We start from the raw sequence: 24,072 nt of genomic DNA, 5'->3' as shown, positions 1-24,072 counted from the left end.
GACCCCTGGTTAATGGGGTTTGCGCATATCAGTACTGCGTTCAGAGCTACCAAACTTGTAGCAAAATCGTTTCCAAGCTATATTGGCAGCGTCTTGCGGGCAGTGTCCGGCGGGCCGCCAGAGTTTTCGACACACACCGCGCGAGGAGAAGCTTGCATGAGCTCCAAGGAAAATTTCGCCATCAACCAGCTGTTCGAGCGGCTGGAATGCCGCTATGCGCTGCGGGTGCTCTGGGCCCTGCGCGACGGACACCCCCAGACCTTCCGCCTGCTGCAGGACAGCGTGGGCGGCATCACCCCCAACACCCTGAACACCCGCATCAAGGAGCTGCGCGAGGCCGGCCTGGTCGACCACGGCAGCGACGGCTACACCGTCACCCCCTCGGGCACCGACCTGCTCAAGCGCCTGAGCGACGTCCAGGCCTTTGCCACCCGCTGGGTGGCCAGCCGGGTGAAGAAGCCGGTCGCGTAAGTAGAATCAGCTCTTTTCGGGCCGGGCGTGCATCCTGAACGCCCACCCCGCCCTCCCCAATGAACACCTGAGGATTTCCATGGCACTCACCACCACCGCATCCGGCCTGCAGTACGAAGACACCACCGTGGGCGAAGGCGCCGAAGCCACCAAGGGCCAGAACGTCTCGGTGCACTACACCGGCTGGCTCTACAACAACGGCGAGCAAGGCGCCAAGTTCGATTCGAGCCGCGACCGCAACGACCCGTTCGAGTTCTCCCTGGGCGCCGGCATGGTCATCAAGGGCTGGGACGAAGGCGTGCAGGGCATGAAGATCGGCGGCCAGCGCACGCTGATCATCCCCGCATCCCTGGGCTATGGCGCCCGTGGCGCTGGCGGCGTGATCCCGCCGAACGCCACGCTCAAGTTCGACGTGGAACTGCTCAAGGTCGGCCGCTGATCGCAGCGACCTCAACGACAAAGCGGCCCGCGGGCCGCTTTTTTCATGGCCTGGCGAAATGGACCTCAGTCAAACAGTGCCTTGTCCAGCCGTGCGAACTTGGCATCCCCCACGGCATCGCGGATCTTGGGCGCCAGTGCGGCCAGGTCTGAAAAACTGCCCGCCCCCTCCACCGCCAGGTTCAGGCGAAAGCCGCGCAGGCCCAGGCTGGCCGTGAGCTCCGTGGCGATGGGATAGGCGTCCTTGTAGCGCTGCTGGTCGGAGCGCCCGCTGCCCTGCACGGCCTCCATCGCCACCGTGGCCTCGAACGAGGTGCTGGATGCCGCAGGAGAAGCGGCGGCAGCCGCCGCAGCGGCCACGGCCTGCCCGCTCCCCTTGGCGGCGGCTGCGGCCGCCACCGCGGCCCCGGCGCCGCTGCTTGACAGCGGCTCCAGCAAGCCCTGGGCAATCATGGCCTGCACGTCGTCCTGCGTGATGCCCATGGACGCGGTGGCCGCCAGCACCTCGCCCGTGGAGCGCTTGCCATCGAACAGGATGAAGGCCGAACGCTGCCGAGAGGTCAACCCACCATGGCGGTCCTTGAGCGCCTCCTGCCCCGCCTGTGTTTTGACAAGAACCATGTATCCCCCCGAAATCTCTGAAACCAAGCATCGTGAACGGCTGTCTTGCCGCCTGTGCTTACAGGGTGTCACGTTTGCGGCCCGTTGAACAGTCGGGTTTTTCCATGCCCCTTCGCCTGCGCCGGTTTATTTCTCAGTGTCCCGAGTTGGAGGTTCGTTGAAGAAAGAAATCTGCCGAAATCGCTGCCAGGCTAGGCGCAAAGCGCAGCCATGCCGGGTGGCATGGCGAGCATTTGCTTGCGACGCATGGCGGGGATTGTCGGTAGATTGATGCAACGAATTTCCAACTCGGGACACTAGCCTGGCGAAGAGGATGAGCTGCGCAGGGCGGGCGCTCAGATTTCGATGCGCACGCGCGGCAGTTCGGGCGCGGGGCGGGTGATGCGGCTCACCAGCAATGCCACCAGCAAGCCCGTGGGCACGCCGAAGACACCGGCCGAAATGGGCTGGATGCCGAACCAGAGCCCATCGGCCAGCAGCCAGGCCGGCAGCAGCGCCTTCACGGCCACCACATGCGAGAGCATGTAGTACACCGCCACGCCCAGGCCTGCGAGCATGCCCGCCACCGCGCCCTGGCGCGTGGTGCCGCGCCAGAAGATCCCGAGCACCATCACCGGCACGAAGGCCGAGGCCGCCAGCGAGAACGAGGCCGAGACCATGGGCAGGATCTCGGCCGGCTTGAGCGCCGCCACGAAGGCGGCCGACAGCGCCACCGCCAGCAGCGCGAACTTGGTCAGGATCACGCGCTGCTCGGGCGAGGCGCGGCGGTCCGAACCGTGAAAGTACAGGTCGCGCACCAACGCGTTGCTGATGGTGAGCAACAGTCCGTCGGCCGTGGACAGGGCCGCCGCCAGGCCGCCCGCGGCCACCAGGCCCGAGACCACGTAGGGCAGCCCACCGAGCTCGGGCGTGGCCAGCATGATGAGGTCGGCCCCCAGGCGGATCTCGCCGAACTGCACGATGCCGTCGCCATTGACATCCTCGATGGACAGCAGCGAGGCGTCCACGCGCGCCCACTGGGCCATCCAGGTGGGCAGCGCCTCGAAGCTGCTGCCCACCAGGTTGTGCATGACCTCGAACTTCACCAGCACGGCGAGTGCCGGCGCGCTCAGGTACAACAGGGCAATGAAGAACAGCGACCAGCCCACCGACGCACGCGCGCCCGAGACCGTGGGCGAGGTGTAGTAGCGCGTGAGCAGGTGCGGCAGGCCGGCCGTGCCCACCATAAGGCAGAACATCAGCGCCATGAAGTTGCGCCGGCTCAGGTCGAACTCGCGCTGCTCCTCGGGCGTGCCGTCGGGGTCGCCGGCAAAGGCCTGGCTGTGCTGCGGCAGGCCGCCCAGGGGACGGGCGCGCTCGGTGTTCTCCTGCATCTCGCGCGTCCAGCGCTCGCGCGCGGCAGCGGGGTCGCGCGGCAGGGCCGCCAGGTCGCGGCTGGCCAGCACGATCAGGCCCACATCGGCGTTCTGCGCACGCAGCGTGCGGATGCGCTCGCGGCCCTTTTCGCGTTCGCGCTCCAGGGCGGCTTCCACGTCCTTGAGGCGCTCTTCGAACTCCTGCGCACGCTGGCGGTAGACCTGCACCACCTGCTGCTCGGCGGGCGAATCGAGCAGTTGGGCCTCCAGGTCGGCGATCTTGGTGATCTGGGCGCCATAGGCCACGGGGGCCAGCGGGCTGCCCAGCTGCTTGTAGGCCAGCCAGGACACGGGGATCAGAAAGGCCAGCAGCAGCACCACGTACTGTGCCACCTGGGTCCAGGTGATGGCGCGCATGCCGCCCAGGAAGGAGCACAACAGCACCCCGCCCAGGCCGAGCATGATGCCGATCTCGAACTGCACGCCCGTGAGGCGCGAGGCGATCAGCCCCACGCCATAGATCTGCGCCACCACATAGGTGAACGAGCACAGCACCGCCGCCAGCGCCGCGATGATGCGCGGCCAGCGCCCGCCGAAGCGCACGTGGAAGAAGTCGGGCACGGTGTACAGGCCCATGGCGCGCAGGTGCGGCGCGATCAGCATGGCCACCAGGCAGAAGCCCCCCGTCCAGCCCAGCAGGTAGGCCAGCCCGCCCGGCTGCCCCGGCGTGCCTGCAAAACCCTGCAGATAGAGCGCACCCGAGAGGCTGATGAACGAGGCCGCGCTCATCCAGTCCGCAGCCGCCGCCATGCCGTTGTACAGGGGCGGAATCCGCCGCCCGGCGACGTAGTATTCCTCGGGGTCCGAGGTGCGGCCATAGACGCCGATGCCGGCGTACACCATCACGGTGAGGAACAGAAAGATCGGCCCGATCCAGTGGCGCGACAGACCCTGGTGTTCGGCCCAGGTCATGAGGGCCAGAAAGCCCAGCACCCCGCAGACATACAGCGCCAGGATGCGGTGCAGGCGCCAGGAATAGGCTTTCTCCAGCGCGCTCTGGTCGGCCGCGGTGGACGCGCTCGCTGGTCCCTGCCTGCGCATGGGCTCAGGCCGTATCCGAAGGGGGCTTGCCGTCCGCCAGGGGCTCGGCATCGAATGCCATGCGACGCTGCTCGTCCTGCCGCTCGAAGCGGTTCATGGCCCAGGCGTAGACCACCACGATGGCGATGAAGACCAGCACCGCGCCCTGCGCCTCGATCCAGTAGCCCAGCGGCCAGCCGCCGGCCATGAGGAACTGCAGGTCGCGCGCGAAATAGGTGGCCACGAAGGACACCAGCACCCAGACCAGCAACAGCCCGGCCTTGAGCCACAGGTGGCGCACATCGTGCAGATCGGGGGGAAAGGGCCCGGCGAGTTCGGGCTCGGCGGGCTTCACAGGGGAGCGCGGCAGCAGCAGGGACATGGTGTCAGCCAGGAGGTGGCATGGATCCTGGTCCCTGCACCGGGCCTCAGCCCGCAGCCAGTTGCTGCCAGGTGGCCATCACGCTGTCGGGGTTCAGCGAGATGGAGGAGATGCCCTCGGTCGCCAGCCACTGCGCGAAGTCGGGGTGGTCGCTGGGGCCCTGGCCGCAGATGCCGATGTACTTGCCCTGGGCCAGGCAGGCCTGGATGGCCTGGTGGATCAGCGCCAGCACGGCAGGGTCGCGCTCGTCGAAGTCCTGGGCCAGCAGCTCCAGGCCCGAGTCGCGGTCCAGGCCCAGCGAGAGCTGGGTCAGGTCGTTGGAGCCGATGGAGAAGCCGTCGAAGAATTCGAGGAAGCGCTCGGCCAGGATGGCGTTGCTCGGCACCTCGCACATCATGATGACCTTGAGATCGTCCTTGCCGCGCTGCAGGCCGTGCTGGGCCAGCAGCTGGGTGACGCGCTCGGCCTGGCCCAGCGTGCGCACGAAGGGCACCATCACCTGCACGTTGGTCAGGCCCATGTCGTTGCGCACGCGCTTCAGGGCTTCGCATTCCATGGCGAAGGCTTCACCGAAATCGGCGCTCAGGTAGCGCGCCGCACCGCGGAAACCCAGCATCGGGTTTTCTTCCTCGGGCTCGTAGCGGCTGCCGCCGATGAGCTTGCGGTACTCGTTGCTCTTGAAGTCCGACAGGCGCACGATGACCGGCTTGGGGTAGAAGGCGGCGGCGATGGTGGCCACACCTTCGGCGACCTTGTCGACGTAGAAGGCACGCGGGCTGGCGTGGCCGCGGGCCACCGATTCCACGGCCTTCTTCAGGTCGGCGTCGATCTGCGGGTAGTCCAGGATGGCCTTGGGGTGCACGCCGATGTTGTTGTTGATGATGAATTCGAGCCGCGCCAGGCCCACGCCTTCGTTGGGCAACTGGCAGAAGTCGAAGGCCAGTTGGGGGTTGCCCACGTTCATCATGATCTTGGTCTTGATGGCGGGCATCTCGCCGCGCTGCACTTCGGTGACCTCGGTCTCCAGCAGGCCGTCGTAGATGTGGCCGGTGTCGCCCTCGGCGCAGCTCACCGTCACCAGCGTGCCGTCCTTGAGCAACTCGGTCGCGTCGCCGCAGCCCACCACGGCCGGGATACCCAGCTCGCGCGCGATGATGGCCGCGTGGCAGGTGCGGCCGCCACGGTTGGTGACAATGGCGCTGGCGCGCTTCATCACCGGCTCCCAGTTGGGGTCGGTCATGTCGGTCACGAGCACGTCGCCGGGTTGAACCTTGTCCATCTCGGAGATGTTGTGCACCAGGCGCACGGGGCCGGTGCCGATCTTCTGGCCGATGGCGCGGCCTTCGGCCAGCACGGTGCCCTGGCCCTTGAGCTTGTAGCGCATCTCGGCCTGGCCCTTGGACTGGCTCTTCACCGTCTCGGGGCGGGCCTGCAGGATGTAGAGCAGGCCGTCGGTGCCGTCCTTGCCCCATTCGATGTCCATGGGGCGGCCGTAGTGCTGCTCGATCACCAGCGCGTAGTGGGCCAGTTGCTGCACGTCGGCATCGCTCAGCGAATAGCGGTTGCGCTGCTCGGTGGGCACGTCGGTGGTCTTGACCAGCTTGCCCGATGCGGCCTTTTCCTCAGGCGTCGAAAACACCATCTGCACCAGCTTGCTGCCCAGGTTGCGGCGGATCACGGCCTTCTTGCCGGCCTTGAGGGTGGGCTTGTGCACGTAGAACTCGTCGGGGTTCACGGCGCCCTGCACCACGGTCTCGCCCAGGCCATAGCTGCTGGTGATGAAGACCACCTCTTCGAAACCGGATTCGGTGTCGATGGTGAACATCACGCCCGCGGCGCCCAGGTCGGAGCGCACCATGCGCTGCACGCCGGCCGACAGGGCCACCACGTCGTGGGCAAAGCCCTTGTGCACGCGGTAGGAGATGGCGCGGTCGTTGTACAGGGAGGCGAACACCTCCTTCATCTTGTGCAGCACGTCCTCGATGCCCACCACGTTCAGGAAGGTCTCCTGCTGGCCGGCGAAGGATGCGTCGGGCAGGTCCTCGGCCGTGGCGGACGAGCGCACGGCAAAGCTGGCCTGGGGGTTGCCGGCGGACAAGGTGGCGAACGCATCGCCAATGGCCTTCTGCAGGTCGGCCGGGAAAGGCTGGGCCTCGACCATGGCGCGGATCTCGGCGCCCACCTTGGCCAGGGCGCGCACGTCTTCGGTGTCCAGGCTCGCGAGCTTGGCGCTGATCTTGTCGGCCAGGCCGTCGTGGGCCAGGAATTCGCGGAAGGCGTGTGCCGTGGTGGCAAAGCCGGTGGGGACGCGCACGCCCTCGGGCAGTTGGGAGATCATTTCGCCGAGGGAGGCGTTTTTACCGCCCACCGACTCGACATCTGTCATTCTCAGGTTTTCAAACGGTACGACCAGGGCGGTCGGGCTGAAAAGTGCAGACATGGGAAAGCTCCAGAAGTTGAAACCGGGTCGTCTGCGCGCCCGCCCCTACCAAGGGGCACCGTGGGGCGAGCGGCCATGCACGGGCGCTGGGGGCTTTGTCGTTGTGGTTGTGGGCCGACGGCGTGCATGGTGAGAAATTTGGATAATTGGCGCGATTGTAGGCCTGCCGCGCCCGGAACATGCAGGAACCTGCTTACGATGCCTGTAGGCCCCGCTCCCCGATCTCTCCCCCCAAAGACCCAGCACCATGCACACGCGCACCGTATTCTTCGTCTCGGACGGCACCGGCATCACGGCGGAAACCTTCGGCAACGCCATCCTGGCCCAGTTCGAGATGAAACCGCGCCATGTGCGCCTGCCCTTCATCGACAGCGTGGACAAGGCGCACCAGACGGTGCGGCAGATCAACCACACGGCCGAGATCGAGGGCAAGAAGCCCATCGTCTTCACCACCCTGGTCAACATGGAGGTGCTGCGCGTCATCCAGGAAGGCTGCAAGGGCATGCTGCTGGACATGTTCGGCACCTTCGTGCACCCCCTGGAGGATGAACTGGGCATCAAGTCGCACCACCGCGTGGGCCGCTTCTCCGACGTGAGCCGCAGCAAGGAGTACACGGACCGCATCGAGGCCATCAACTTCAGCCTGGCGCACGACGACGGCCAGAGCAACCGCGACCTGGCCGGCGCCGACGTGATCCTGGTAGGGGTGAGCCGCAGCGGCAAGACCCCCACCAGCCTGTACCTGGCCATGCAATACGGCATGAAGGCGGCCAACTACCCGCTGATCCCCGAGGATTTCGAGCGCCGCGTGCTGCCGCCCGCGCTGGAGCCGCACCGCAAGAAGATCTTCGGACTGACCATCCAGCCCGAACGCCTGTCAGAGATCCGCAACGAGCGCCGGCCCAACTCCAAGTACGCCGACCTGGTCAACTGCCGCAACGAGGTGGCCGAGGCCGAGGCCATGATGCGCCGCTCCGGCATCCGCTGGCTGTCGACCACCACCAAGTCGATCGAGGAGATCGCGACGACCATCCTGCAGGAAATACGCCCCGAGCGTCTGGAATACTAGGCCCAGGTATCCGTCCAGGCCTTGAACCCGGCAGCCAGGTCGGGCGGATTCAAGCGCGCCACCCATTGGTTGAGGACCTCGGCGGGCTCGTCGCCGTCCGACACCGCTACCTGCAGCATCAGTGATTCACGCGCGAAGGCCGGGTCTTCGCGGCGCAGCCGCTCCAGCACCAGGAGCATGGTTTCGAGGAGTTGCGCGCGGAACGCATTGAAGGCGGCATCGCCACCTTCGTCCGGCAGCGCCAGCACATGGTCGGCCACGCGGGTGCACAGGGCGTTGAAGGCAGCGTTGGCACCCTCGCCCTCCAGCGGCCATTCCGCAGAGCTGTAGCGGTAGTAATCGGCCTCGTCCGGGTTGCGGGTGGTGAGTTCGCGCACCTGCGATTCGGTCACCATGGCCGGGCACACCGTCATCGCACCGTCGTCGGTGTAGAGCGTGAAGGCGCAAACGGGGTCGCCGGGGCCGCAGCGTTCGGAGATCTCGGCCAGGGCCGCGCGGCTGGCCTGGGCGATGCCCTCGGCCAGCGCGGAAAAATCAAAATCGGTGGAGGCAGGCATGGGCGCATGGTAGGCGATGCGTGTGCCGCACGCCGCCCATGCCACCGCAAGACCGCGCCACTTGCGTGACGCATTCCACACCCCTCCCGTTTGCGCTTACTTCAACGCAAAGCGCACATTCGCCGGCTTCTTGCCCGGCAGGGTCACCAGGGCCACGACCTTGGTGCCGGCCGCCACCTTGAAGCTGCCCTTGGCTTCGAGCTTGCCGTCGCCGGCGGGCACCAGCACGGCTTCGGATTTCTCCGTGCCGTTGAGCAGCGTGAGCTTGGCGCCCACGCCCTGCGCGCTGGCCGGCTTGCCGTGGTCGCGCAGGTGCAGGGTGATCACATCGGGCCTGGCCACGAGCTCATAGTCCATGTCGTGGGTGCCAGCCACGATGCCGCCGTGCTGCGGCTTGTGGTCGTCGCCGTGGCTGTGGTCACCAGCGGCAAAGGCAGTGCTCGAAACGGCCAGCGCCAGCGCGGCCAGAAGGAATTTGCTTGTCATGGTTGTCCTTTCAGGGGTGGAGGGGAACAGAGGAAAAATCAGAAGGCCTCGGCATTGCGGTCGTCGAGCAGGCGCTCGGCGTCGCGCCGGCCGAACAGCCAGAACAGGGCCGGGGTCAGGAAGGTGTCGAGCAGGGTCGAGCTGATCAGGCCCGAGAAGATCACCACGGCCACCGGGTGCAGGATCTCGGTGCCCGGGCGCTCGGCCTCCAGCAGCAGCGGTGCCAGCGCGAAGGCGGTGACCAGGGCGGTCATGAGCACGGGGGAGAGCCGCTCCAGCGAGCCGCGCACGATCATCGCGGTATCGAAGTTCTCGCCTTCCACGCGCATCAGGTTCAGGTAGTGGCTCACCTTCAAGATGCCGTTGCGCACCGAGATGCCCGCCAGCGTGATGAAGCCGATCAGCGCCGCCACCGACAGCGGCTGGCCCGAGATCCACAGCCCCAGCACGGCGCCCACCAGCGCCAGCGGGATGTTGGCCATGATGAGCGCCGACAGCGTGGCCGAGCGGTAGCGCGTGTACAGCACCACGAACATCAGCACCAGCGAGACGATGGCCAGCAGGCCCACCAGGCGGCTCGCTTCCTCCTGCGCCTGGAACTGGCCGCCCAGGGTGATGAAGTAGCCCTCGGGCAGGCGCGTCTCGCCCACCACCTTGCGGATGTCGGCCACCACGTCGGACAGCGCCCGGCCCTGCGCATTGGCCGAGAGCACGATGCGCCGCTTGCCGTCGTCGCGGCTGATCTGGTTGGGGCCGTCGCCGTCCTCGATGCTGGCCAGGCGCGACAGCGGCACGCGCCCGCGCGGGGTCTCGATCATGATCTGCGCCAGGCCTTCAAGTGAGCGCGCGCTCTCGGGCAGGCGCACCACCAGCGCAAAGCGGCGGCTGCCCTCCACGATCTGCGTGACCTTCTCGCCCTCCACCAGACCCTGCAGCGTGGCCAGCACCTGCGCCGCCGGCACGCCGTACTGCGCCGCAGCGGCATGGTCCACGCGCACGGTGATCTGCGGTGCCAGCACCTGCTTTTCCACCTCCAGGTCGGCCAGGCCGTCGATGCTGGCCAGGCGCGCGCGCAGCGCATCGGCCTGGCCGCGCAGGGTATCGAGGTCTTCGCCGAAGAGCTTGATCGCGATCTGCGAGCGCACGCCCGAGAGCATGTGGTCGATGCGGTGCGAGATCGGCTGGCCAATGGCGATGGCCGCCGGCATCTGCGCCAGCCGGCTGCGGATGTCGGCCTGCACCTCGGCCATGCTGCGCTTGAGCTCCGCAGCGGGCAGCAGGCCCACGTCGAGCTCGCTCACGTGCACACCCTCGGCATGCTCGTCGAGCTCGGCGCGGCCGCTGCGCCGGCCCACGTGCGTGACCTCGGGCACCTGGCGCACCAGCACCTCGGCCTGGCTGGCCAGGGCGGTCGATTCGGCCAGGGTCACGCCCGGGTTCAGGCGCATGCCGATGAGCAAGGTGCCCTCGTTGAACGGCGGCAGAAAGGTGGTCGGAAAGAACGGCACCGCCGCCACCGACAGCACCACCGCCACGGCGCTCACGGCCATGGCCATGCGCGGGCGCGCCAGCACGCCCATCAATCCGCCGCGGTAACGCGCCTTGAGCCAGGCCACTACGCGCGTGTCGCCGTGGTCCAGGTTCTTCATGCGCGGCAGCAGGTAAAAGGCCAGCACCGGCGTGACCGTGACCGACACCAGCAGCGAGGCCAGCGTGGAGACGATGAAGGCGATGCCCAGGGGCACGAACAGCCGCCCCTCGATGCCCGGCAGCGCGAACAGCGGCAGGAACACCAGCACGATGATGGCCGTGGCGTAGAGGATGCCCGAGCGCACCTCCATCGACGCGAGCTTGACCACCTCCAGCGGGTGCAGGCGGTGGTTGGGGTGTTTGGCGCGGTCCATCTTCAGGCGGCGCAGCACGTTCTCCACGTCCACCACCGCATCGTCCACCAGGCCGCCGATGGCAATCGCCAGGCCGCCCAGGGTCATGGTGTTGATGGACAGGCCGAAGTACTTGAACACCAGCGCCGTGATGAAGATCGACACCGGGATGGCGGTGAGCGCGATCACCGTGGGCCTGAGCGTGCCGAGGAACACGAACAAGATCACCGCCACGAACACCGAGGCACCCATGAGCTTGCCCTGCAGGGTAGTGACCGAGGCCTCGATGAAGCTGGCCTGGCGGAAGGTGACGCGCGGCGCCTCCATGCCCGCGGGCAGCGAGGCCTTGAGGTCCACCAGCGCCGCCTCGATGCTGCGCGTGAGCGCGATGGTGTCGGCCGTGGGCTGCTTCTGGATGCCCAGGATCACGGCCGGCTTGCCCTCGAAACCCGCATCGCCGCGCTTGAGCGCGGCGGCGAAGGTCACCTCGGCCACCTGGCGCAGCAGCACGGGCTGGCCGTTCTTCGCGGTGAGGGCCAGGTTCTGCAGGTCTTCCAGGCGCGAGGTGCGGCCCAGGTGGCGGATCAGGTACTCGCGCCCGTTGAGCTCCAGGAAGCCACCCGAGGTGTTGCTGGAGAAGCCCTTGAGCGCGCCCGTGAGCTGGTCGTGCGTAATCCCCAGCTCGGCCATGCGCGCCGTCTGCGGCTGCACCTGGAACTGGCGCACCTCGCCGCCGATGGGGATCACCTGCGCCACGCCGGCAATGGCCAGCAGGCGCGGGCGCAGCACCCAGTCGGCGTACTCGCGCACGGCCATGGGCGTGGTGCGCTGCACGTCGATGGGGATCGCCACCTGCATGATCTCACCCATGATGGAGCTGATGGGACCCATGCGCGGCGTCACGCCCACGGGCAGCCCCTCCTCCATGGACGACAGGCGCTCGGACACCATCTGCCGGGCGCGGAAGATGTCCGTGCTCCAGTCGAAGGTGACGTAGATGAAGGACAGGCCGGCGCTGGAGGTGGAGCGCACGCTCTCCACGCCGGGCAGGCCGTTCATCGTCGTCTCCAGCGGGAAGGTGATGAGCTGCTCCACCTCTTCGGCGGCCATGCCGCCGGCCTCGGTCATGAGCGTGACCGTGGGCTTGTTGAGATCGGGGAACACATCCACCGGGGTGCGCGAGAGCGTGAAGGCGCCATAGGCCATGAGCACACCCGCCGCCATGAGCACCAGCAGCCGGTTGGCCAGGCTGCTTTCGAGTAGCCACTTGAACATCGTGCGGCTCCCTCAGCGGACCTGGTTGATCAGCGTGGCGCCCTGCGTGGCCACACGGTCGCCGGCCTTGAGGCCCGAGGTCACGGCCACCGAGGTGCCGTCGAGCGGCACATAGGTGACCACGCGCGGCGCAAAGCGCTCGGGCGACTCCTTGACCCAGACGATGGTCTGGTTGGCGGGATTGCGCAGCAGCGAAGCCACGGGCACCTGCACGCCCGCAGCCTGTTCGGTGGACTGCACGAAGACGCGCACCGGCTGGCCCAGGGCCAGGGTGCCCAGCACCGCCGCATCGCCGGCAAACTGCAGCGGCAGCGCCTGCTCGCGCAGGCTGCGCGCCGCGCCGAGGAAGCGCAGCGGCACGCGCTGCCCGCCCACGGCCAGCGCGGCTCCGGCCACGCTGTGGGCCTGCGCCGTGTCGTAGGCCAGGGCCTCCACGCGCAAGCGCGAGGGGTCCACCACCTCGAACACCAGTTCGCGCGCATCGACCACCTGGCCCGCCACCGCATTGGCCGAGGCGATCACGCCAGAGACCGGGGCCACCAGCGCATCGCGCGTTGCCAGGCCCGCGCCCACCGCGCCCAGGCGTTGGGTAAAGCTCTGCAGCTCGCTCTCGGCCGCCTCGATCTCCTTGCGCGGCACGGTGTCGGCCAGTTCCTTGAGGCGCGCAACGCGGCGTGCGGCCAGGTCGCGCGATGCGCGCAGCTCGGCCTGCTGGGCCAGCTGGTTGGAGCGTTCGATGGCGCCCGCCGTGGGCACCACATAGGCCAGCACCTCGCCCTTGCGCACCGCCTGGCCCACGCCGGGCAGGCCCTTGGGCCCCGCCTCCAGCCGGCCGGCCAGCGCGGCCTGCACCTTGCCACCGGCATTGGGGTCCATGACCACCGTGCCGGCCAGCTCGAATGCCTTGGGGTGCCGGCCCTCGGCCGCCACCAGCGTGCGCACGCCCAATTGGCGCTGTGCGGGCTTGGGCAAAAAGACACTGCCATCGGGCTGGCGCTTGGGGCCGTTGCCGTCGGCGGCGGGTGGTGCATCGCCATGGTCATGGCCTTCTCCTGCGGTCGCGGAGAGCGGGGCCCACAGGGCTGCTGCCGCCAGCAAGGCGGCAATCAGGGTGCACTTCATGCTGCACCTCCCACGCGGACGGTGCGGCCACGGCGCAGGCCCCACACAAGGGCCAGGGCACCCAACGCAGCGGCAATGCCGCCGGCCAGCACCGCGGGGCGGCGCATCAGGCCCGATGGCTCGGCATGGGCATGCGCGGCGGCATGCACATCGATCTCGCCGGCCAGCAGGTCGGTCTCGCTGCCGGCCACCACGGTGGCCGTGATGGGGCTCACGCCCTCGGCCAGCGGAGCGGCCAGGGCGGCCTGGAATTCGCCGTCGGCCACGCGGGTCACGGGCACGCGCGTGCCGGCGATGTCGAGTTCGATCTGCGAATCCTTCACGGGGCTGTTGTCGCCCGCATGGTCGAGGTAGAGCGCGAGCTTTTGCCCATCGAGCACGCCGACCAGTTCGAACAGGTCGGAGGTGGCGGCAAAGCGCGGCAGCGCAGGGCCTGCAGCGGCAGCGGGCGCTTCGCCGTGGTCATGGTCGGCGTCGGCCAGCACGGCCGGGGGCACAAGGCCCAGCACCAGGGCCAGGCCCAGGGTGGGAATCAGGGAAAGGGATTGCATGGTGGTCCAGAAGAAGGGAATGAGGGGCACTCACTGCGGCAGCAGGCCCATGGCCTGGCGCAGGGTGGAGATGGCGGCGGCCGCGTCGATGCGGGCACGCGCGAGCTGCCGTTCGGCCTGCACGGCGTCGAGCTCCACACGCAGGCGCGTGGGCCAGTCGGCCTCGCCCAGGCGGAAGGCCTTGTCGACAAAGCCGCGCGTATAACGCGCCAGGGCCGCATGGCGCTCCATGGCTGCGCGCTGGGCCTGGGCGGCCTTCACGCGGGCAGCGGCAGCGGCCACGTCGGCGGCCAGGCGGTCCTGCTCCACGCGGGCGCGGGCCTCGGCGTCCAGCGCATCGGCGCGCGCGGCGGCCTCCTTGGCATGCGCGCGTTCGCCACCGCCCAGGGGGATGCGCACGCCCAGCGTGAAGCTTTGCGCATAGCGCTCGCCCGATTGCTCGCGCGCCCGCGTGGCGGCCACGGTCAGCTCCGGGTTGGCGCGGGTCTGCACAGCCGCCAGATCTGCGGCGCGGCGCGCTACTTCCGCCTGGCCTTGCCAGTCGGCCACGGCGGGGTGCTCAGCGGGCAGGCCGGCAGCAGGCAGCGCTTCAGGCTCGGCGCCATCGGCCTGGACCACGGCACCGCCCCATACCGCCAACGCGGCCTGTGCGGCGTCGCGTGCGCCCGTGGCTTCCGCCACCAGAGCCTCGGCCTGGGCCACGGCCCCCTCGGCCTGGGTCTGGTCGGCGCGCGACATGTCGCCGGCCTTGAAGCGCCGCGCCACATCGGCTGCCAGCTGCTGCGCACTCTGCAGCCGGTCCTGGGCCAGGCCCAGTTCAGCCTGCGCGCGCTGCAGGGCCCACCAGGCCTCGCGCACGGTGCCGGCCAATTGCAGTTGCGCGGCCAGGCGGCGGCTTTCCACGGCCTGGATCTCGGCATCGCCCAAGGCCTGCTTGCGTGTGCGCTCGCCGGGCAGCCACAGCGGCAGGGCCACGCCCACCTCGTACTCGCGGCTGCCCTGGTTGCTGCCGGGGCGGTCGCTCTTGCGCGACAGCTCCAGCGCGGCGGGCTCGGCCGTCCAGGCGTTGGCACCGCTGCGCGCGGCCTGCGCCGACTCGCGCCGCAGCGCGGCCGACTGGGCCTCGGGCTGGCGCTCCCAGGCGCGCTCGAACAGGGCCTTGAGCGTCAGCGGTGGTGCGGCTTGCTGGGCCAGCGCGGCACTGCCGGCCAATGCCCACCCCAGGGCCACGGCGGCGATGCCCAGCCGTGGCGTGTGTGATTTTCTCGTTCGTTGCATCCGATTCCTCTGCAGTGGCCAGGGGCCACGGGTTGAAATCGGCAAGGCACGACGCCCGGCACGCACGCACCTGTGCGCGCGCTCCGCTGCTGCCCACAGGGCAGCGTGCAATCGTCAGGAAGGGGCCGCCCTCAACCCGCCTCGCCGCTCAGGCGAGGACGGACCAGTTGGGGCGTTCGGGTCGGGATAGAGGGGGGAGGACCCAGGCGGGAGCCATCTGGGGCGCAGGACGGCCTACCGACACCACAATGGCCTGTGCGCTGGCGCTCAGCGCCATGCCGCTGCCCACGCCGTGGCAGGCGTGGCAGTCCATGTCGGCCGTGCCGGAAGTGGCGAGGGCCTTGTGGTCCGGTGTCTCGTTCGCCTGGGAGGGCGCAGCATGCGCGCCATCGGCCTGGTGCTCGTGCACATGGTGGCCGAAATGCGATGCCTGCGGCGCCGCTTCGTGCCCGCAGTACGGCGATGCCGCGGCCCAGATGGACTGGAGCGGCATGAACAGCAGCAGGAAGACGAGCAGCAGGCGGCGCATGGTGTGCGCGCATTCTAGTGACAAGATGGCGCGGCGCAGCATGCGCCAGGGGCCATGTCCCCAGGCGCCCAAGGGTATGGCATGGAGAGATGACCGAATCGTCATCTGCGCATCATCCCGCAGCCACCAGGAACTGCGCCACGCCGTCGCTGGCGCGCACCTCGGAGCATTGCACACCCCAGACGCGCGCAATCGCCGCGGCATCCAGCGTCTGCGCCGTGGGCCCCACATCGCAGCGACCCGCGCCCATGAGCACCACATCGTGCGCATAGCGCAGTGCCAGGTTCAGGTCGTGCAGCACGGCCACCACGCCGATGCCCTGCTCCACCGCCCAGCGGCGCACCAGGGCCATGGCCTGGTGCTGGTGCGCCAGGTCCAGCGCGGCAGTCGGCTCGTCGAGCAGCAGCCAGCGCGTGGCGCCATCGGGCCGGGGCTCCCAGATCTGCGCCAGGGCCCGGGCCAAGTGGGCACGTGCGCGCTCGCCGCCCGAGAGGGTGTTGACACCGCGCGTAGCCAGGTGGGCCACGCCCGTGGCCTGCATGGCGTCTTGGGCAATGCGCGCCTCGTGCCGGCTGGGCGCCTGGCGGTGGGGAAGGCGGCCCATCTCCACCACCTCCTGCACCGTGAAGTCGAAGGCCACGGCCGTCTCCTGCGGCAGCACTGCGCGCAGGCGCGCCAGTTCCGGCGCGGAAATGCGCCCCAGAACCCGCCCACCCAGGCCCACGCTGCCCGAGCGTGGCGCGCGCTGGCCCGAGAGCATGGACAGCAGCGTGGACTTGCCCGCCCCGTTGGGCCCGAGGATGGCCGTGAAACGGCCGGGCTGCAGCTGCGCATGCACGGTGGCCAGCAAGGGCCGGCCCGGCAGGCCGACACCCAACTGATCGCACACCAGCGGATCGCCGGAAGGGAGCGGGTTCGCACTCACACCTTGCCCCGGAACTGGCGCAGCATGGCCAAAAACAGCGGCACGCCGATGAAGGCGGTGAGCACGCCCAGCGGCAGCTCCGCCGGCTTGACGATGGTGCGCGCCACCACATCGGCCACCAGCACCAGCGTGGCGCCCAGCAGGGCCGAGCAGGGCAGCACCACGCGGTGGTCGGGCCCGGCCACCAGGCGCACCCAGTGCGGCGCCACCAGGCCGATGAAACCGATGATGCCGGTGGCCGCGGTCACGGCACCTACCGCCAGCGCGGTCACCAGCACGGTCAGGCGCTTGGTGCGCTCCACCGGCACGCCCAAGAGCGCGGCCTGCGCCTCGCCCAGGGCAATCGCATTGAGCGGCCGGGCCAGCGCCAGGCCCAGGCTGCAGGCCACCGCCACCACGCCGCCCACCAGCGCCACGGCGCTCCAGCGCGCGCCGCCCAGGCTGCCCAGCAGCCACATCTGGATGTTGCGCAACTGCTCGTCGGTGGAGATGAAATTGAGGTAGCCCAGGCCTGCCAGCGCCAGCGCATTGACCGCCACACCGGCCAGCAGCATGAGCCCCATGCGCGTGCCGCCATCGGCCTGCGCCAGCCCGTAGATCAGCGCCGTGACCACCAGTCCACCGCCGAAGGCCATGGTCACCAGCGACCAGCTGCCCAGCGTGCGCGGCATGTCGGGAAGGAAGTAGCTGCCCAGCACGATGGTGAGCGCCGCGGCCAGCGCCGCACCGCTGCTCACGCCGATCAGGCCGGGGTCGGCCAGCGGGTTGCGGAACAGCCCCTGCATCAGCGCGCCGGCCAGACCCAGGCCGGCCCCGGCAGCCAAGCCCATCAAGAGGCGCGGCAGGCGGATGTTGACGAAGACCAGGTACTCGGGCGCATCCTCGGGCGCAGGCACGGCGCCCACGGCCTGCATCAGCACCTGCCACAGCTGGCCGGTGGTGATGGCATAAGCGCCCTGCGTGCTGCCCCAGACGAAGGCCAGCAGCACCAGGGCGAGGCCCAGCGCCAGCGCGGCGCGCGGGGACAGGCGCCCGGGCGCGCGCCGTGGAATGGGCTGCATGGCGGCGGCTGCCCCGCTCACGCGGTGATCGCCTGCAGGCGCGCCTGGATCTCCCGCACCGTGCCAGGCAGGCGCGGGCCAAAGCCCAGCAACTGGCTGGCTTCCATGGTCACCAGGGCCTTGCGGCGGAAGGCCGGGGTAAGGGCCAGCTCCGGCCGCTGCCAGAACGCGGCCTCACCGCCCAGTGCCTCGATGCCCTGGGTGCTGTTGAGCAGCACCTCGGGCGCGGCACTGGCCATGGCCTCGGCAGTGAGCGGCCGGTAGCCCGCGAACTGGTTGATGGCGTTGGTACCGCCGGCAAAGCGGATCAGCGCATCGGCCGCGGTGCCGGTGCCGGCCACCATGGGGCTGCCGCTGTGCGACAGGATGAAGATCGCGCGCGGGCGCCGCGCAGCCGCCGCGGCCACGCTCATTTGCACCGCCGCCCACTGGGCGTCGAGGTCGGCCTGCAGGGCGGCGGCCTCGCGTTCGCGGCCCGCCACGCGGCCCACGGTGGCCACCTTGCGCTGCACCTCGTCCCAGGTGTGGTCGGCCTTGACCAGTTCCACGCGCACACCGGCGCTGCGCACCTGGTCCAGCACCACGGGCGGCCCTGCCTCGGTGGTGCCCACCACGGCATCGGGCTTGAGGGACAGCAGCCCCTCGGCCGAAAGCTGGCGCATGTAGCCGACCTTGGCGGTTTTGAGCGCGGCCTCGGGGAATAGGCTGGTGGTGTCGGTGCCCACCAGTTGCGCCTGCGCACCCAGCAGGTAGACCACCTCGGTCAGCGCGCCACCCAGCGAGACGATGCGCGCGGCGCCCGCTGCATGGGCCTGGCCCACGGTGAAGACGGCAGGCAGCGCTGCGGCACCCAGCAGCACCTGGCGGCGATGGATCAATGCGGTCTCACGCAGCATGGGCCAGCTCCTGCAGCCGCGGCAGGCGGGCCGCCAGGTCGCGCCAGCCCTGCAGCTCGGCCTGGCCGGGCTTGCGTGCGCCGAAGAACATGGCCATCAGCTCGCCCGCGGGGTCGAAGGCCTCGACCGAGGTCACCACACCGTCGGCGGTGGGTTTTTCCACCAGCCACACGCTGGCCACCAAGTCGGTGCGCAGGTGCAGGTTGAAGCCGGGGTCGAGCACATTGATCCACTGCGCACCGCCGGGCGTATCCAGTGGTTTGATGTTGTTCACCGGGCCGGTGTGGATCTGGATGCAGCCGCCGCTGCCAACGAAGACCATGATGGGCAGGCCGCCCGCAGCGGCCTGCTGCAGCACGGCGGTGACCGATTCCTTCGCCAGGCGCCACGCAAACTGCCCTTCCACCAGGCGAAAGCTCTGCTGGCGCTCCACAACGAACTTCTTGGTCAGGCCGAAGAACTCGTGCGTGTCCTGCATCGCGGCCCAGCCTTCGCGCAGGCCGGCAATGTCGATCTCGGCATCGGGCCGCGGCACCTCGGCCTGCGGCGGCGCGCCGAACACATAGCCCGCGCTGGGCAGAGCAAAGCGCTGCGCCACGGCATCGAACGCGGCCAGGTCGGTTGCGTCTCGCGTGAACACCTTGTGCACCGCACGCCCGTGGGCGTTGAAGAACTGCAGGCTGCGCATGGGCGCGCGTGACGGGTCGGCGGCGGCTTCGGTCACGGCAAAGCCTGCGTGCCACTGCGCGAAGAACAGGCGCAGGTCGATGTCCTCGCCGAGCGCCAGGCCCACCGGCCCCGTGGCCGAGATGTTGGTGTAGACGCCGGTCTTCTCGTGCACCACGCCTTCGTTGCGCGTGAGCGCCATCAGCGGGCCGCAGGCCTCCAGCGCCTGCAGCAGCTGCAGCCACGAGCCCTGCAGCGGCACGGCCTTGAGCGGGTATTCATGCTCGCCCGCATGGGCAGCAATGGCTGCACCTTCGGACAGGCCCAGGGCTTCGGCGGCATCCTTGGCGCGCCTGCCGGAGGCGCGCATGGCGGCGAACTGCTCGCGGATGGCAGGGGCCGTCTGAAGCCGCATGCCGTTGGGGTCGGGGGTGAAGGAGGAAGAGGTCATGCTCATTGGACGGTTTCGGGGGTGGGGATCCACAGCGCGCGGCGCTGCTCGGCGGCCGACAGGGCGGCGCTGGCGGCATCGCACCCCTGCCCGGCGCTCTGCTGGGCCCAGCGGCCCTGCAGGCTCCAGACCACGGTGCGAAAGTGCGGCGTGAAGCCTTCGGCGTCGGCCAGCATCTGCAGGTTGGCGGTGATCTTGCGGCCCATGGCATCGCGGTGGCTGTCGCAGCAGGCCTGCACATAGCCCGTCATCAGCGCCAGGGTACCGGCCAGCAGTGCCTCGGCGCAGGGCAGGCTGTACTCCTCGTCGCAATGGGCGCTGGAGGCGGGCGTATCGGGTGCATGGCTCATGTCTGTCTCCTTGGCAGGAAGGCCGCGATGGATGGGTTTCGAAAGAAATGCCGGTCAGAAGTCCGCGACCAGCGAGACGCGCACATTGCGGCCTGGCTGGCTGTAGGCGTCGATGAAGCTGGCGTTGGCGGCCAGGCCGCGCACGTCGGCCCAGCGCCAGTGCTTCTTGTCGGTCAGGTTGTAGATGCCGGCGTTCAGGCGCAGGTCCTTGCGGATGCGCCACTGGCCCGACAGGTCCAGCACCGTGTACGAGGGCGTGAGGAACTGCGTGCTGCCCGTGGCCGGGGTCACGTCCTCGGCCTTCTTGGCGGCGGCGTGCGTCAGGTCCAGGCGGGCCATCCATGCGCTGGTGTCGTAGCGCAGGCCGGTCGTCAGGCGCGAGGGGTCCACGGTGTTGACGGGCTTGCCGGTGGCCGTGTCGCGGCCACGCGTCTGGCCGTAGGCGAAGGGCGTGCTCAGTTGGCCGCCGGCCACATGGCCCCAGCGCACGTCGCCCTTGACCTCGAAGCCATTGAGCTTGACGCGGCCGATGTTGACCGACTGGAACACCAGCGGGTTGCCCGGCGCGCCCGTGCCGCCCACCTGGCGCAGGTCCTCGATGAAGTCCTTGTAGCGGCCGGTAAAGGCCGCCGCCTCGATGGACAGCATGTCCATGCGGCCGCGCACGCCGAGCTCGAAGTTCTGGCTCTTCTCGGGCTTGAGGTTGCCGTTGGGCACCGTCTTGTAGTTGCTGACCGGGTTCTCGAAGAAAGCGTTGACCTGGCCGGCGTTGGGCGCGCGAAAACCCGCGGCGTAGTTGCCGAACATGCTCCAGGCATCGTTGGCGCGGTACAGCACGCCGAGCTTGGGCGAGGTGGCATTGCCCGAGAGCGAGACCGCCTGGGCACCAAAACCGGTCTGGTCGGCCTTGATGCGGAAGCTGTCGAAGCGCACGCCGGGCGTCACGCTGAAGGGGCCGCTCACGATTTCGTCCTGCACATACAGCGCGGCGCTGGTCTCCTTGGTGTCGGGGAAGCGCTTGAGCGGGAAGGTCTCGCCCACGGGCGGGGTCACGCCGTCCTGCAGGTTGGTGACCTTGGCGGCCGAGTAGTCCAGGCCGTAGGTGATCTTCTGCACCAGGCTGCCGCTGCCGCGCAGCACCTTGCTGCCCTGCAGATTGGCCTGCCAGCTGCGCTCGTCATAGGTCACGTCGCGCACGCGGTCGGCCGCGGTGTTGCGGTCCTCGAAGGCGTATTCGCGCGAATGCGCGTCCTGGTAGCTCAGGGTGGCCTTCAGGTCGTCGGCAAAGCCGGCGTTCAGGCGCCAGTTACCCTCCCAGGTGGCGCGGGTGCGCCGCATGTCGGTGGAGGAGTTGGACGACAGCGCGGAGGTGGCGGCCAGCGGCGGCTTGGAGCGCGCGGTGAGCAACTCGTAGTCGGAGGTCTTGTCCACATGCTCCACCGTGAAGGCGTGGCGCTGGCCTGCACCGGGCGTGAGCACCACCTTGCCCATGAGCGCGCCGCCACGGTCCTTCTGCGGGTTGGGCAGGGTGCGGTCGGCATTGGCCGCATCGTTGGTGCCCATGTTGCCGAGCTCGCGCGAGCGGTTCACGCTGCCGGCAACCAGCCACTGCACCGTGTCGTTGGCGCGGCCGGCCACCGTGGCACCCAGGCGCTTGCCGTGGTCGTCGCCGTCGTAGCCGGCGCTCACCTGGCCGCCCAGCGTCTTGCCGTCCTTGAGGAAGTTCTCGGGGTCCACGGTGATGAAATTCACCAGGCCGGCCATGCCGTCCGAGCCGTACAGCGCCGAGGTGGCGCCGCGCACCACCTCGATGCGCTGCAGCAGGCCCATGTCCAGGTAGTCGCGGCCGAAGGCATTGGCGCTGAACACGTAGCTGCGCGGCAGGCGCACGCCGTCCACCATCATCAGCACGCGGTTGCCGTCCAGGCCACGGATGTTGAAGCCCGCGTTCTGCTCCCGGCCGGTGGAGCCGCTGGCCAGCGAGAAGCGCGCCGGCGAGCGCGTGACCGACACGTTGGGCAGCTCGCGCACGGCATCGCGGATGTCGCGCACCTGGCCCTCTTCGAGCGCACGCGCGTTGATCACGTCGATGCTCATCGGCAGTTCGTCGGGGTTCTGCTCGCTGCGCGAGCCGCTGATCACCACTTCCTTGAGTGCGGGGCCTGCGGCCACGATCTGCGCGGGCTGGCCCGCAGTCTGTGCCTGGGCGCCGGTGAACGAGGCACACGCCAGCGCGGCCAGCAAGGCCAGCGGACGGAGTGCGAAACGGGGGAACTTGTCGGTCGGGTGCGCCACGGGGAAACCTTCTCTCTGAATCAGGGGTTGGAACAGAGCTGGCTTCGGACGCCTGGGTGCCCCTCAAATGGGCTGGCAGTGGCTGGCTAAGCGTGAATTATATGAGAATAATTATCAATACACATTGACAGTGCGGACTGGGATCGTACCCGCCATCGAGGGCCAGGACAAAAGCAAACGGGAGCCCGAAGGCTCCCGTTCAATCAACGGCTGGAGGTGCTCCGGCACGGCCGATGCGTCAGGCCTCTACCGCCTCCGGCACCGCTTCGGCCGTGGCCTTGGCCAGCACCGGCATGCGGATCAGGTGGTCGAAGGCACTGAGCGCGGCCTTGGAGCCATCGCCGGCGGCGATCACGATCTGCTTGAACGGCACCGTGGTGCAGTCGCCGGCAGCGAACACACCCGGCAGGTTGGTGCGGCCATGCGAGTCGACGATGATCTCGCCGAACTTGGACAGTTCCACCGTGCCCTTGAGCCATTCGGTGTTGGGCACCAGGCCGATCTGCACGAACACGCCTTCAAGCGCCACCAGGTGCTCCTCGCCCGTCGCGCGGTCCTTGTACCTGAGGCCATTGACCTTGCCATCGGCACCGGTGATCTCGGTGGTCTGCGCATTGGTGTGGATGCTCACGTTGGGCAGGCTCTTGAGCTTGTTGACCAGCACCGCATCGGCCTTGAGCTGGTCGGCGAACTCGATCAGCGTGACGTGGGCCACCAGGCCGGCCAGATCGATGGCGGCCTCCACACCCGAGTTGCCGCCGCCGATGACCGACACGCGCTTGCCCTTGAACAGCGGGCCATCGCAGTGCGGGCAGTAGGCCACGCCCTTGTTCTTGTACTCGGCTTCGCCGGGCACGTTGACGTTGCGCCAGCGCGCACCGGTGGACAGGATCACCGTCTTGGATTGCAAGGTGGCACCGTTGGCCAGCTGCACGCGGACCAGGCCACCGGGCTCGCTGGCGGGGATCAGCTTGTCGGCACGCTGCAGGTTCATGATGTCCACGTCGTAGGCGCGGGTGTGGGCTTCGAGTGCGGCGGCGAACTTGGGGCCGTCGGTCTCCAGCACCGAGATGTAGTTCTCGATGGCCAGCGTGTCGTTGACCTGGCCGCCGAAGCGCTCGGCCGCCACGCCGGTGCGGATGCCCTTGCGGGCGGCGTACACGGCGGCTGCGGCGCCAGCAGGGCCACCGCCGACGATGAGCACGTCATACGGTGCCTTGGCCGAGAGCTTGGCGGCGTCGCGGGCGGCGGCACCGGTGTCGAGCTTGGCCACGATCTCTTCGACCGACATGCGGCCCGAGGCGAAGACCTGGCCGTTCATGAACACCATGGGCACGGCCATGATCTCGCGGTCGGCCACTTCCTGCTGGAAGGCGCCGCCTTCGACCACGGTGGTCTTGATCTTGGGGTTGATGATGGACATGAGCGACAGCGCCTGCACCACGTCCGGGCAGTTGTGGCAGGTCAGGCTCATGTAGACGTCGAAGCTGAAATCGCCATCCAGTGCGGCGATCTGCTCGATCACCTCGGGTTCGACCTTGGGCGGGTGGCCGCCGGTCCACAGCAGGGCCAGCACCAGCGAGGTGAATTCATGGCCCAGGGGCAGGCCGGCAAAGCGCAGCGAGTTCGTGCTGCCCACGCGCTGCAGGCTGAACGAGGGCTTGCGGGCGTCGTTGCCATCGGTGCGCAGGCTGATCTTGTCGGCGCGCAGCGACTGGATGGTGGTCAACAGTTCCAGCATCTCGCGCGAGGTCTGGCTGTCGTCCAGGGAGGCCACCAGTTCGAACGGCTGCGTCACGCGCTCCAGGTAGGCGGCAAGCTGGGTCTTGAGTTGGTCGTCGAGCATGGTGGTGTCCTTTCGAGTTCTGGCTTATAGGGTGGGGGCCAGGGC

The 24,072-nt window shown here is 68.9% G+C and carries 21 protein-coding genes; 3 read left to right on the top strand and 18 right to left on the bottom strand.

Annotation, left to right across the window (positions count from 1 at the left end; translation table 11 throughout):
• Nucleotides 1–156 precede the first annotated feature (156 nt).
• Nucleotides 157–471 (top strand): winged helix-turn-helix transcriptional regulator, encoded by a 315-nt coding sequence (locus tag AC07X5_RS25145; RefSeq protein WP_409962700.1) that lies wholly within the window; start codon nt 157–159, stop codon nt 469–471.
• Nucleotides 472–550: 79 nt separating this feature from the next.
• Nucleotides 551–910: an FKBP-type peptidyl-prolyl cis-trans isomerase gene (locus AC07X5_RS25140; protein ID WP_056411744.1), complete on the top strand. Its 360-nt coding sequence runs from the start codon at nt 551–553 to the stop codon at nt 908–910.
• Nucleotides 911–975: 65 nt separating this feature from the next.
• Here AC07X5_RS25140 and AC07X5_RS25135 read toward each other — a convergent pair whose 3' ends face one another.
• From AC07X5_RS25135 to ppsA, 4 genes are all read right to left on the bottom strand, one after another.
• Complete coding sequence (locus AC07X5_RS25135) at nt 976–1,530, bottom strand: hypothetical protein (RefSeq protein ID WP_494772331.1); 555 nt, start codon at nt 1,528–1,530, stop codon at nt 976–978.
• A 335-nt stretch (nt 1,531–1,865) separates the two neighbouring features.
• Nucleotides 1,866–3,986 carry a VC_2705 family sodium/solute symporter gene (locus tag AC07X5_RS25130; RefSeq protein ID WP_494772330.1) on the bottom strand — a complete coding sequence of 707 codons (2,121 nt, stop codon included), beginning with the start codon at nt 3,984–3,986 and terminating at the stop codon, nt 1,866–1,868.
• Between the two features lie 4 nt (nt 3,987–3,990).
• Nucleotides 3,991–4,347 carry a DUF4212 domain-containing protein gene (locus tag AC07X5_RS25125; RefSeq protein WP_409955960.1) on the bottom strand — a complete coding sequence of 119 codons (357 nt, stop codon included), beginning with the start codon at nt 4,345–4,347 and terminating at the stop codon, nt 3,991–3,993.
• Between the two features lie 46 nt (nt 4,348–4,393).
• The gene (ppsA, locus tag AC07X5_RS25120; RefSeq protein ID WP_409955961.1) at nt 4,394–6,787 is read right to left on the bottom strand and encodes a phosphoenolpyruvate synthase; all 2,394 of its coding nucleotides are present in this window, start codon (nt 6,785–6,787) and stop codon (nt 4,394–4,396) included.
• A gap of 247 nt (nt 6,788–7,034) precedes the next feature.
• Here ppsA and ppsR point away from each other — a divergent pair, with 247 nt between their 5' ends.
• The gene (ppsR, locus tag AC07X5_RS25115; RefSeq protein ID WP_494772329.1) at nt 7,035–7,856 is read left to right on the top strand and encodes a posphoenolpyruvate synthetase regulatory kinase/phosphorylase PpsR; all 822 of its coding nucleotides are present in this window, start codon (nt 7,035–7,037) and stop codon (nt 7,854–7,856) included.
• On the opposite strand, the gene AC07X5_RS25110 is transcribed toward ppsR, so the two are convergent.
• The 14 genes from AC07X5_RS25110 to ahpF form a co-directional block, all read right to left on the bottom strand.
• The gene (locus tag AC07X5_RS25110) at nt 7,853–8,413 is read right to left on the bottom strand and encodes a DUF4303 domain-containing protein (protein WP_494772328.1); all 561 of its coding nucleotides are present in this window, start codon (nt 8,411–8,413) and stop codon (nt 7,853–7,855) included. The two genes, ppsR and AC07X5_RS25110, sit on opposite strands and share 4 nt — an antisense overlap.
• Nucleotides 8,414–8,509: 96 nt before the next feature.
• Nucleotides 8,510–8,899 (bottom strand): hypothetical protein, encoded by a 390-nt coding sequence (locus tag AC07X5_RS25105; protein WP_409955948.1) that lies wholly within the window; start codon nt 8,897–8,899, stop codon nt 8,510–8,512.
• 38 nt (nt 8,900–8,937) lie between these two features.
• Entirely contained in the window at nt 8,938–12,057 is a 3,120-nt protein-coding gene (locus AC07X5_RS25100) for an efflux RND transporter permease subunit (RefSeq protein ID WP_494772327.1), read from the bottom strand.
• Between the two features lie 12 nt (nt 12,058–12,069).
• The gene (locus tag AC07X5_RS25095) at nt 12,070–13,179 is read right to left on the bottom strand and encodes an efflux RND transporter periplasmic adaptor subunit (protein WP_494772326.1); all 1,110 of its coding nucleotides are present in this window, start codon (nt 13,177–13,179) and stop codon (nt 12,070–12,072) included.
• Entirely contained in the window at nt 13,176–13,730 is a 555-nt protein-coding gene (locus AC07X5_RS25090) for a hypothetical protein (protein ID WP_494772325.1), read from the bottom strand. The genes AC07X5_RS25095 and AC07X5_RS25090 overlap by 4 nt, the downstream gene beginning before the upstream one ends.
• Before the next feature lie 30 nt (nt 13,731–13,760).
• On the bottom strand, nt 13,761–15,008 hold the full coding sequence (locus AC07X5_RS25085) for a TolC family protein (RefSeq protein ID WP_494772324.1): 1,248 nt from the start codon (nt 15,006–15,008) through the stop codon (nt 13,761–13,763).
• A gap of 148 nt (nt 15,009–15,156) precedes the next feature.
• A complete protein-coding gene (locus AC07X5_RS25080; protein WP_409955953.1) occupies nt 15,157–15,537 on the bottom strand; it encodes a hypothetical protein in 381 nt (126 codons plus the stop codon).
• Nucleotides 15,538–15,649: 112 nt separating this feature from the next.
• Nucleotides 15,650–16,462: a heme ABC transporter ATP-binding protein gene (locus AC07X5_RS25075; RefSeq protein ID WP_494772323.1), complete on the bottom strand. Its 813-nt coding sequence runs from the start codon at nt 16,460–16,462 to the stop codon at nt 15,650–15,652.
• Nucleotides 16,459–17,544, bottom strand: a complete 1,086-nt coding sequence (locus tag AC07X5_RS25070; protein ID WP_494772322.1) for a FecCD family ABC transporter permease — start codon at nt 17,542–17,544, stop codon at nt 16,459–16,461. Before AC07X5_RS25070 ends, AC07X5_RS25075 begins: the two co-directional genes overlap by 4 nt.
• Nucleotides 17,541–18,419 (bottom strand): heme/hemin ABC transporter substrate-binding protein, encoded by an 879-nt coding sequence (locus AC07X5_RS25065; protein ID WP_494772321.1) that lies wholly within the window; start codon nt 18,417–18,419, stop codon nt 17,541–17,543. Before AC07X5_RS25065 ends, AC07X5_RS25070 begins: the two co-directional genes overlap by 4 nt.
• Entirely contained in the window at nt 18,409–19,536 is a 1,128-nt protein-coding gene (locus AC07X5_RS25060) for a hemin-degrading factor (protein ID WP_494772320.1), read from the bottom strand. Before AC07X5_RS25060 ends, AC07X5_RS25065 begins: the two co-directional genes overlap by 11 nt.
• A gap of 2 nt (nt 19,537–19,538) precedes the next feature.
• Nucleotides 19,539–19,886 carry a hypothetical protein gene (locus AC07X5_RS25055; protein WP_409959712.1) on the bottom strand — a complete coding sequence of 116 codons (348 nt, stop codon included), beginning with the start codon at nt 19,884–19,886 and terminating at the stop codon, nt 19,539–19,541.
• A gap of 54 nt (nt 19,887–19,940) precedes the next feature.
• Nucleotides 19,941–22,181 (bottom strand): TonB-dependent hemoglobin/transferrin/lactoferrin family receptor, encoded by a 2,241-nt coding sequence (locus AC07X5_RS25050; protein ID WP_494772319.1) that lies wholly within the window; start codon nt 22,179–22,181, stop codon nt 19,941–19,943.
• Nucleotides 22,182–22,419: 238 nt separating this feature from the next.
• Entirely contained in the window at nt 22,420–24,027 is a 1,608-nt protein-coding gene (gene ahpF / locus AC07X5_RS25045; RefSeq protein WP_494772318.1) for an alkyl hydroperoxide reductase subunit F, read from the bottom strand.
• Between the last annotated feature and the right edge of the window lie 45 nt (nt 24,028–24,072).

The sequence above is a fragment of the Acidovorax sp. GW458-11-26-14-TSB4 genome (genome assembly GCF_059423865.1).
Note: the sequence above shows the minus strand (reverse complement) of the source record. Positions and strands in the feature narration are given on the sequence as shown.

Coding starts and splice junctions, on each gene's coding strand:
- AC07X5_RS25145 (WP_409962700.1), top strand. CDS start 157: ATGAGCTCCAAGGAAAATTTCGCCATCAACCAGCTGTTCGAGCGGCTG.
- AC07X5_RS25140 (WP_056411744.1), top strand. CDS start 551: ATGGCACTCACCACCACCGCATCCGGCCTGCAGTACGAAGACACCACC.
- AC07X5_RS25135 (WP_494772331.1), bottom strand. CDS start 1,530: ATGGTTCTTGTCAAAACACAGGCGGGGCAGGAGGCGCTCAAGGACCGC.
- AC07X5_RS25130 (WP_494772330.1), bottom strand. CDS start 3,986: ATGCGCAGGCAGGGACCAGCGAGCGCGTCCACCGCGGCCGACCAGAGC.
- AC07X5_RS25125 (WP_409955960.1), bottom strand. CDS start 4,347: ATGTCCCTGCTGCTGCCGCGCTCCCCTGTGAAGCCCGCCGAGCCCGAA.
- ppsA (WP_409955961.1), bottom strand. CDS start 6,787: ATGTCTGCACTTTTCAGCCCGACCGCCCTGGTCGTACCGTTTGAAAAC.
- ppsR (WP_494772329.1), top strand. CDS start 7,035: ATGCACACGCGCACCGTATTCTTCGTCTCGGACGGCACCGGCATCACG.
- AC07X5_RS25110 (WP_494772328.1), bottom strand. CDS start 8,413: ATGCCTGCCTCCACCGATTTTGATTTTTCCGCGCTGGCCGAGGGCATC.
- AC07X5_RS25105 (WP_409955948.1), bottom strand. CDS start 8,899: ATGACAAGCAAATTCCTTCTGGCCGCGCTGGCGCTGGCCGTTTCGAGC.
- AC07X5_RS25100 (WP_494772327.1), bottom strand. CDS start 12,057: ATGTTCAAGTGGCTACTCGAAAGCAGCCTGGCCAACCGGCTGCTGGTG.
- AC07X5_RS25095 (WP_494772326.1), bottom strand. CDS start 13,179: ATGAAGTGCACCCTGATTGCCGCCTTGCTGGCGGCAGCAGCCCTGTGG.
- AC07X5_RS25090 (WP_494772325.1), bottom strand. CDS start 13,730: ATGCAATCCCTTTCCCTGATTCCCACCCTGGGCCTGGCCCTGGTGCTG.
- AC07X5_RS25085 (WP_494772324.1), bottom strand. CDS start 15,008: ATGCAACGAACGAGAAAATCACACACGCCACGGCTGGGCATCGCCGCC.
- AC07X5_RS25080 (WP_409955953.1), bottom strand. CDS start 15,537: ATGCGCCGCCTGCTGCTCGTCTTCCTGCTGCTGTTCATGCCGCTCCAG.
- AC07X5_RS25065 (WP_494772321.1), bottom strand. CDS start 18,419: ATGCTGCGTGAGACCGCATTGATCCATCGCCGCCAGGTGCTGCTGGGT.
- AC07X5_RS25060 (WP_494772320.1), bottom strand. CDS start 19,536: ATGACCTCTTCCTCCTTCACCCCCGACCCCAACGGCATGCGGCTTCAG.
- AC07X5_RS25055 (WP_409959712.1), bottom strand. CDS start 19,886: ATGAGCCATGCACCCGATACGCCCGCCTCCAGCGCCCATTGCGACGAG.
- ahpF (WP_494772318.1), bottom strand. CDS start 24,027: ATGCTCGACGACCAACTCAAGACCCAGCTTGCCGCCTACCTGGAGCGC.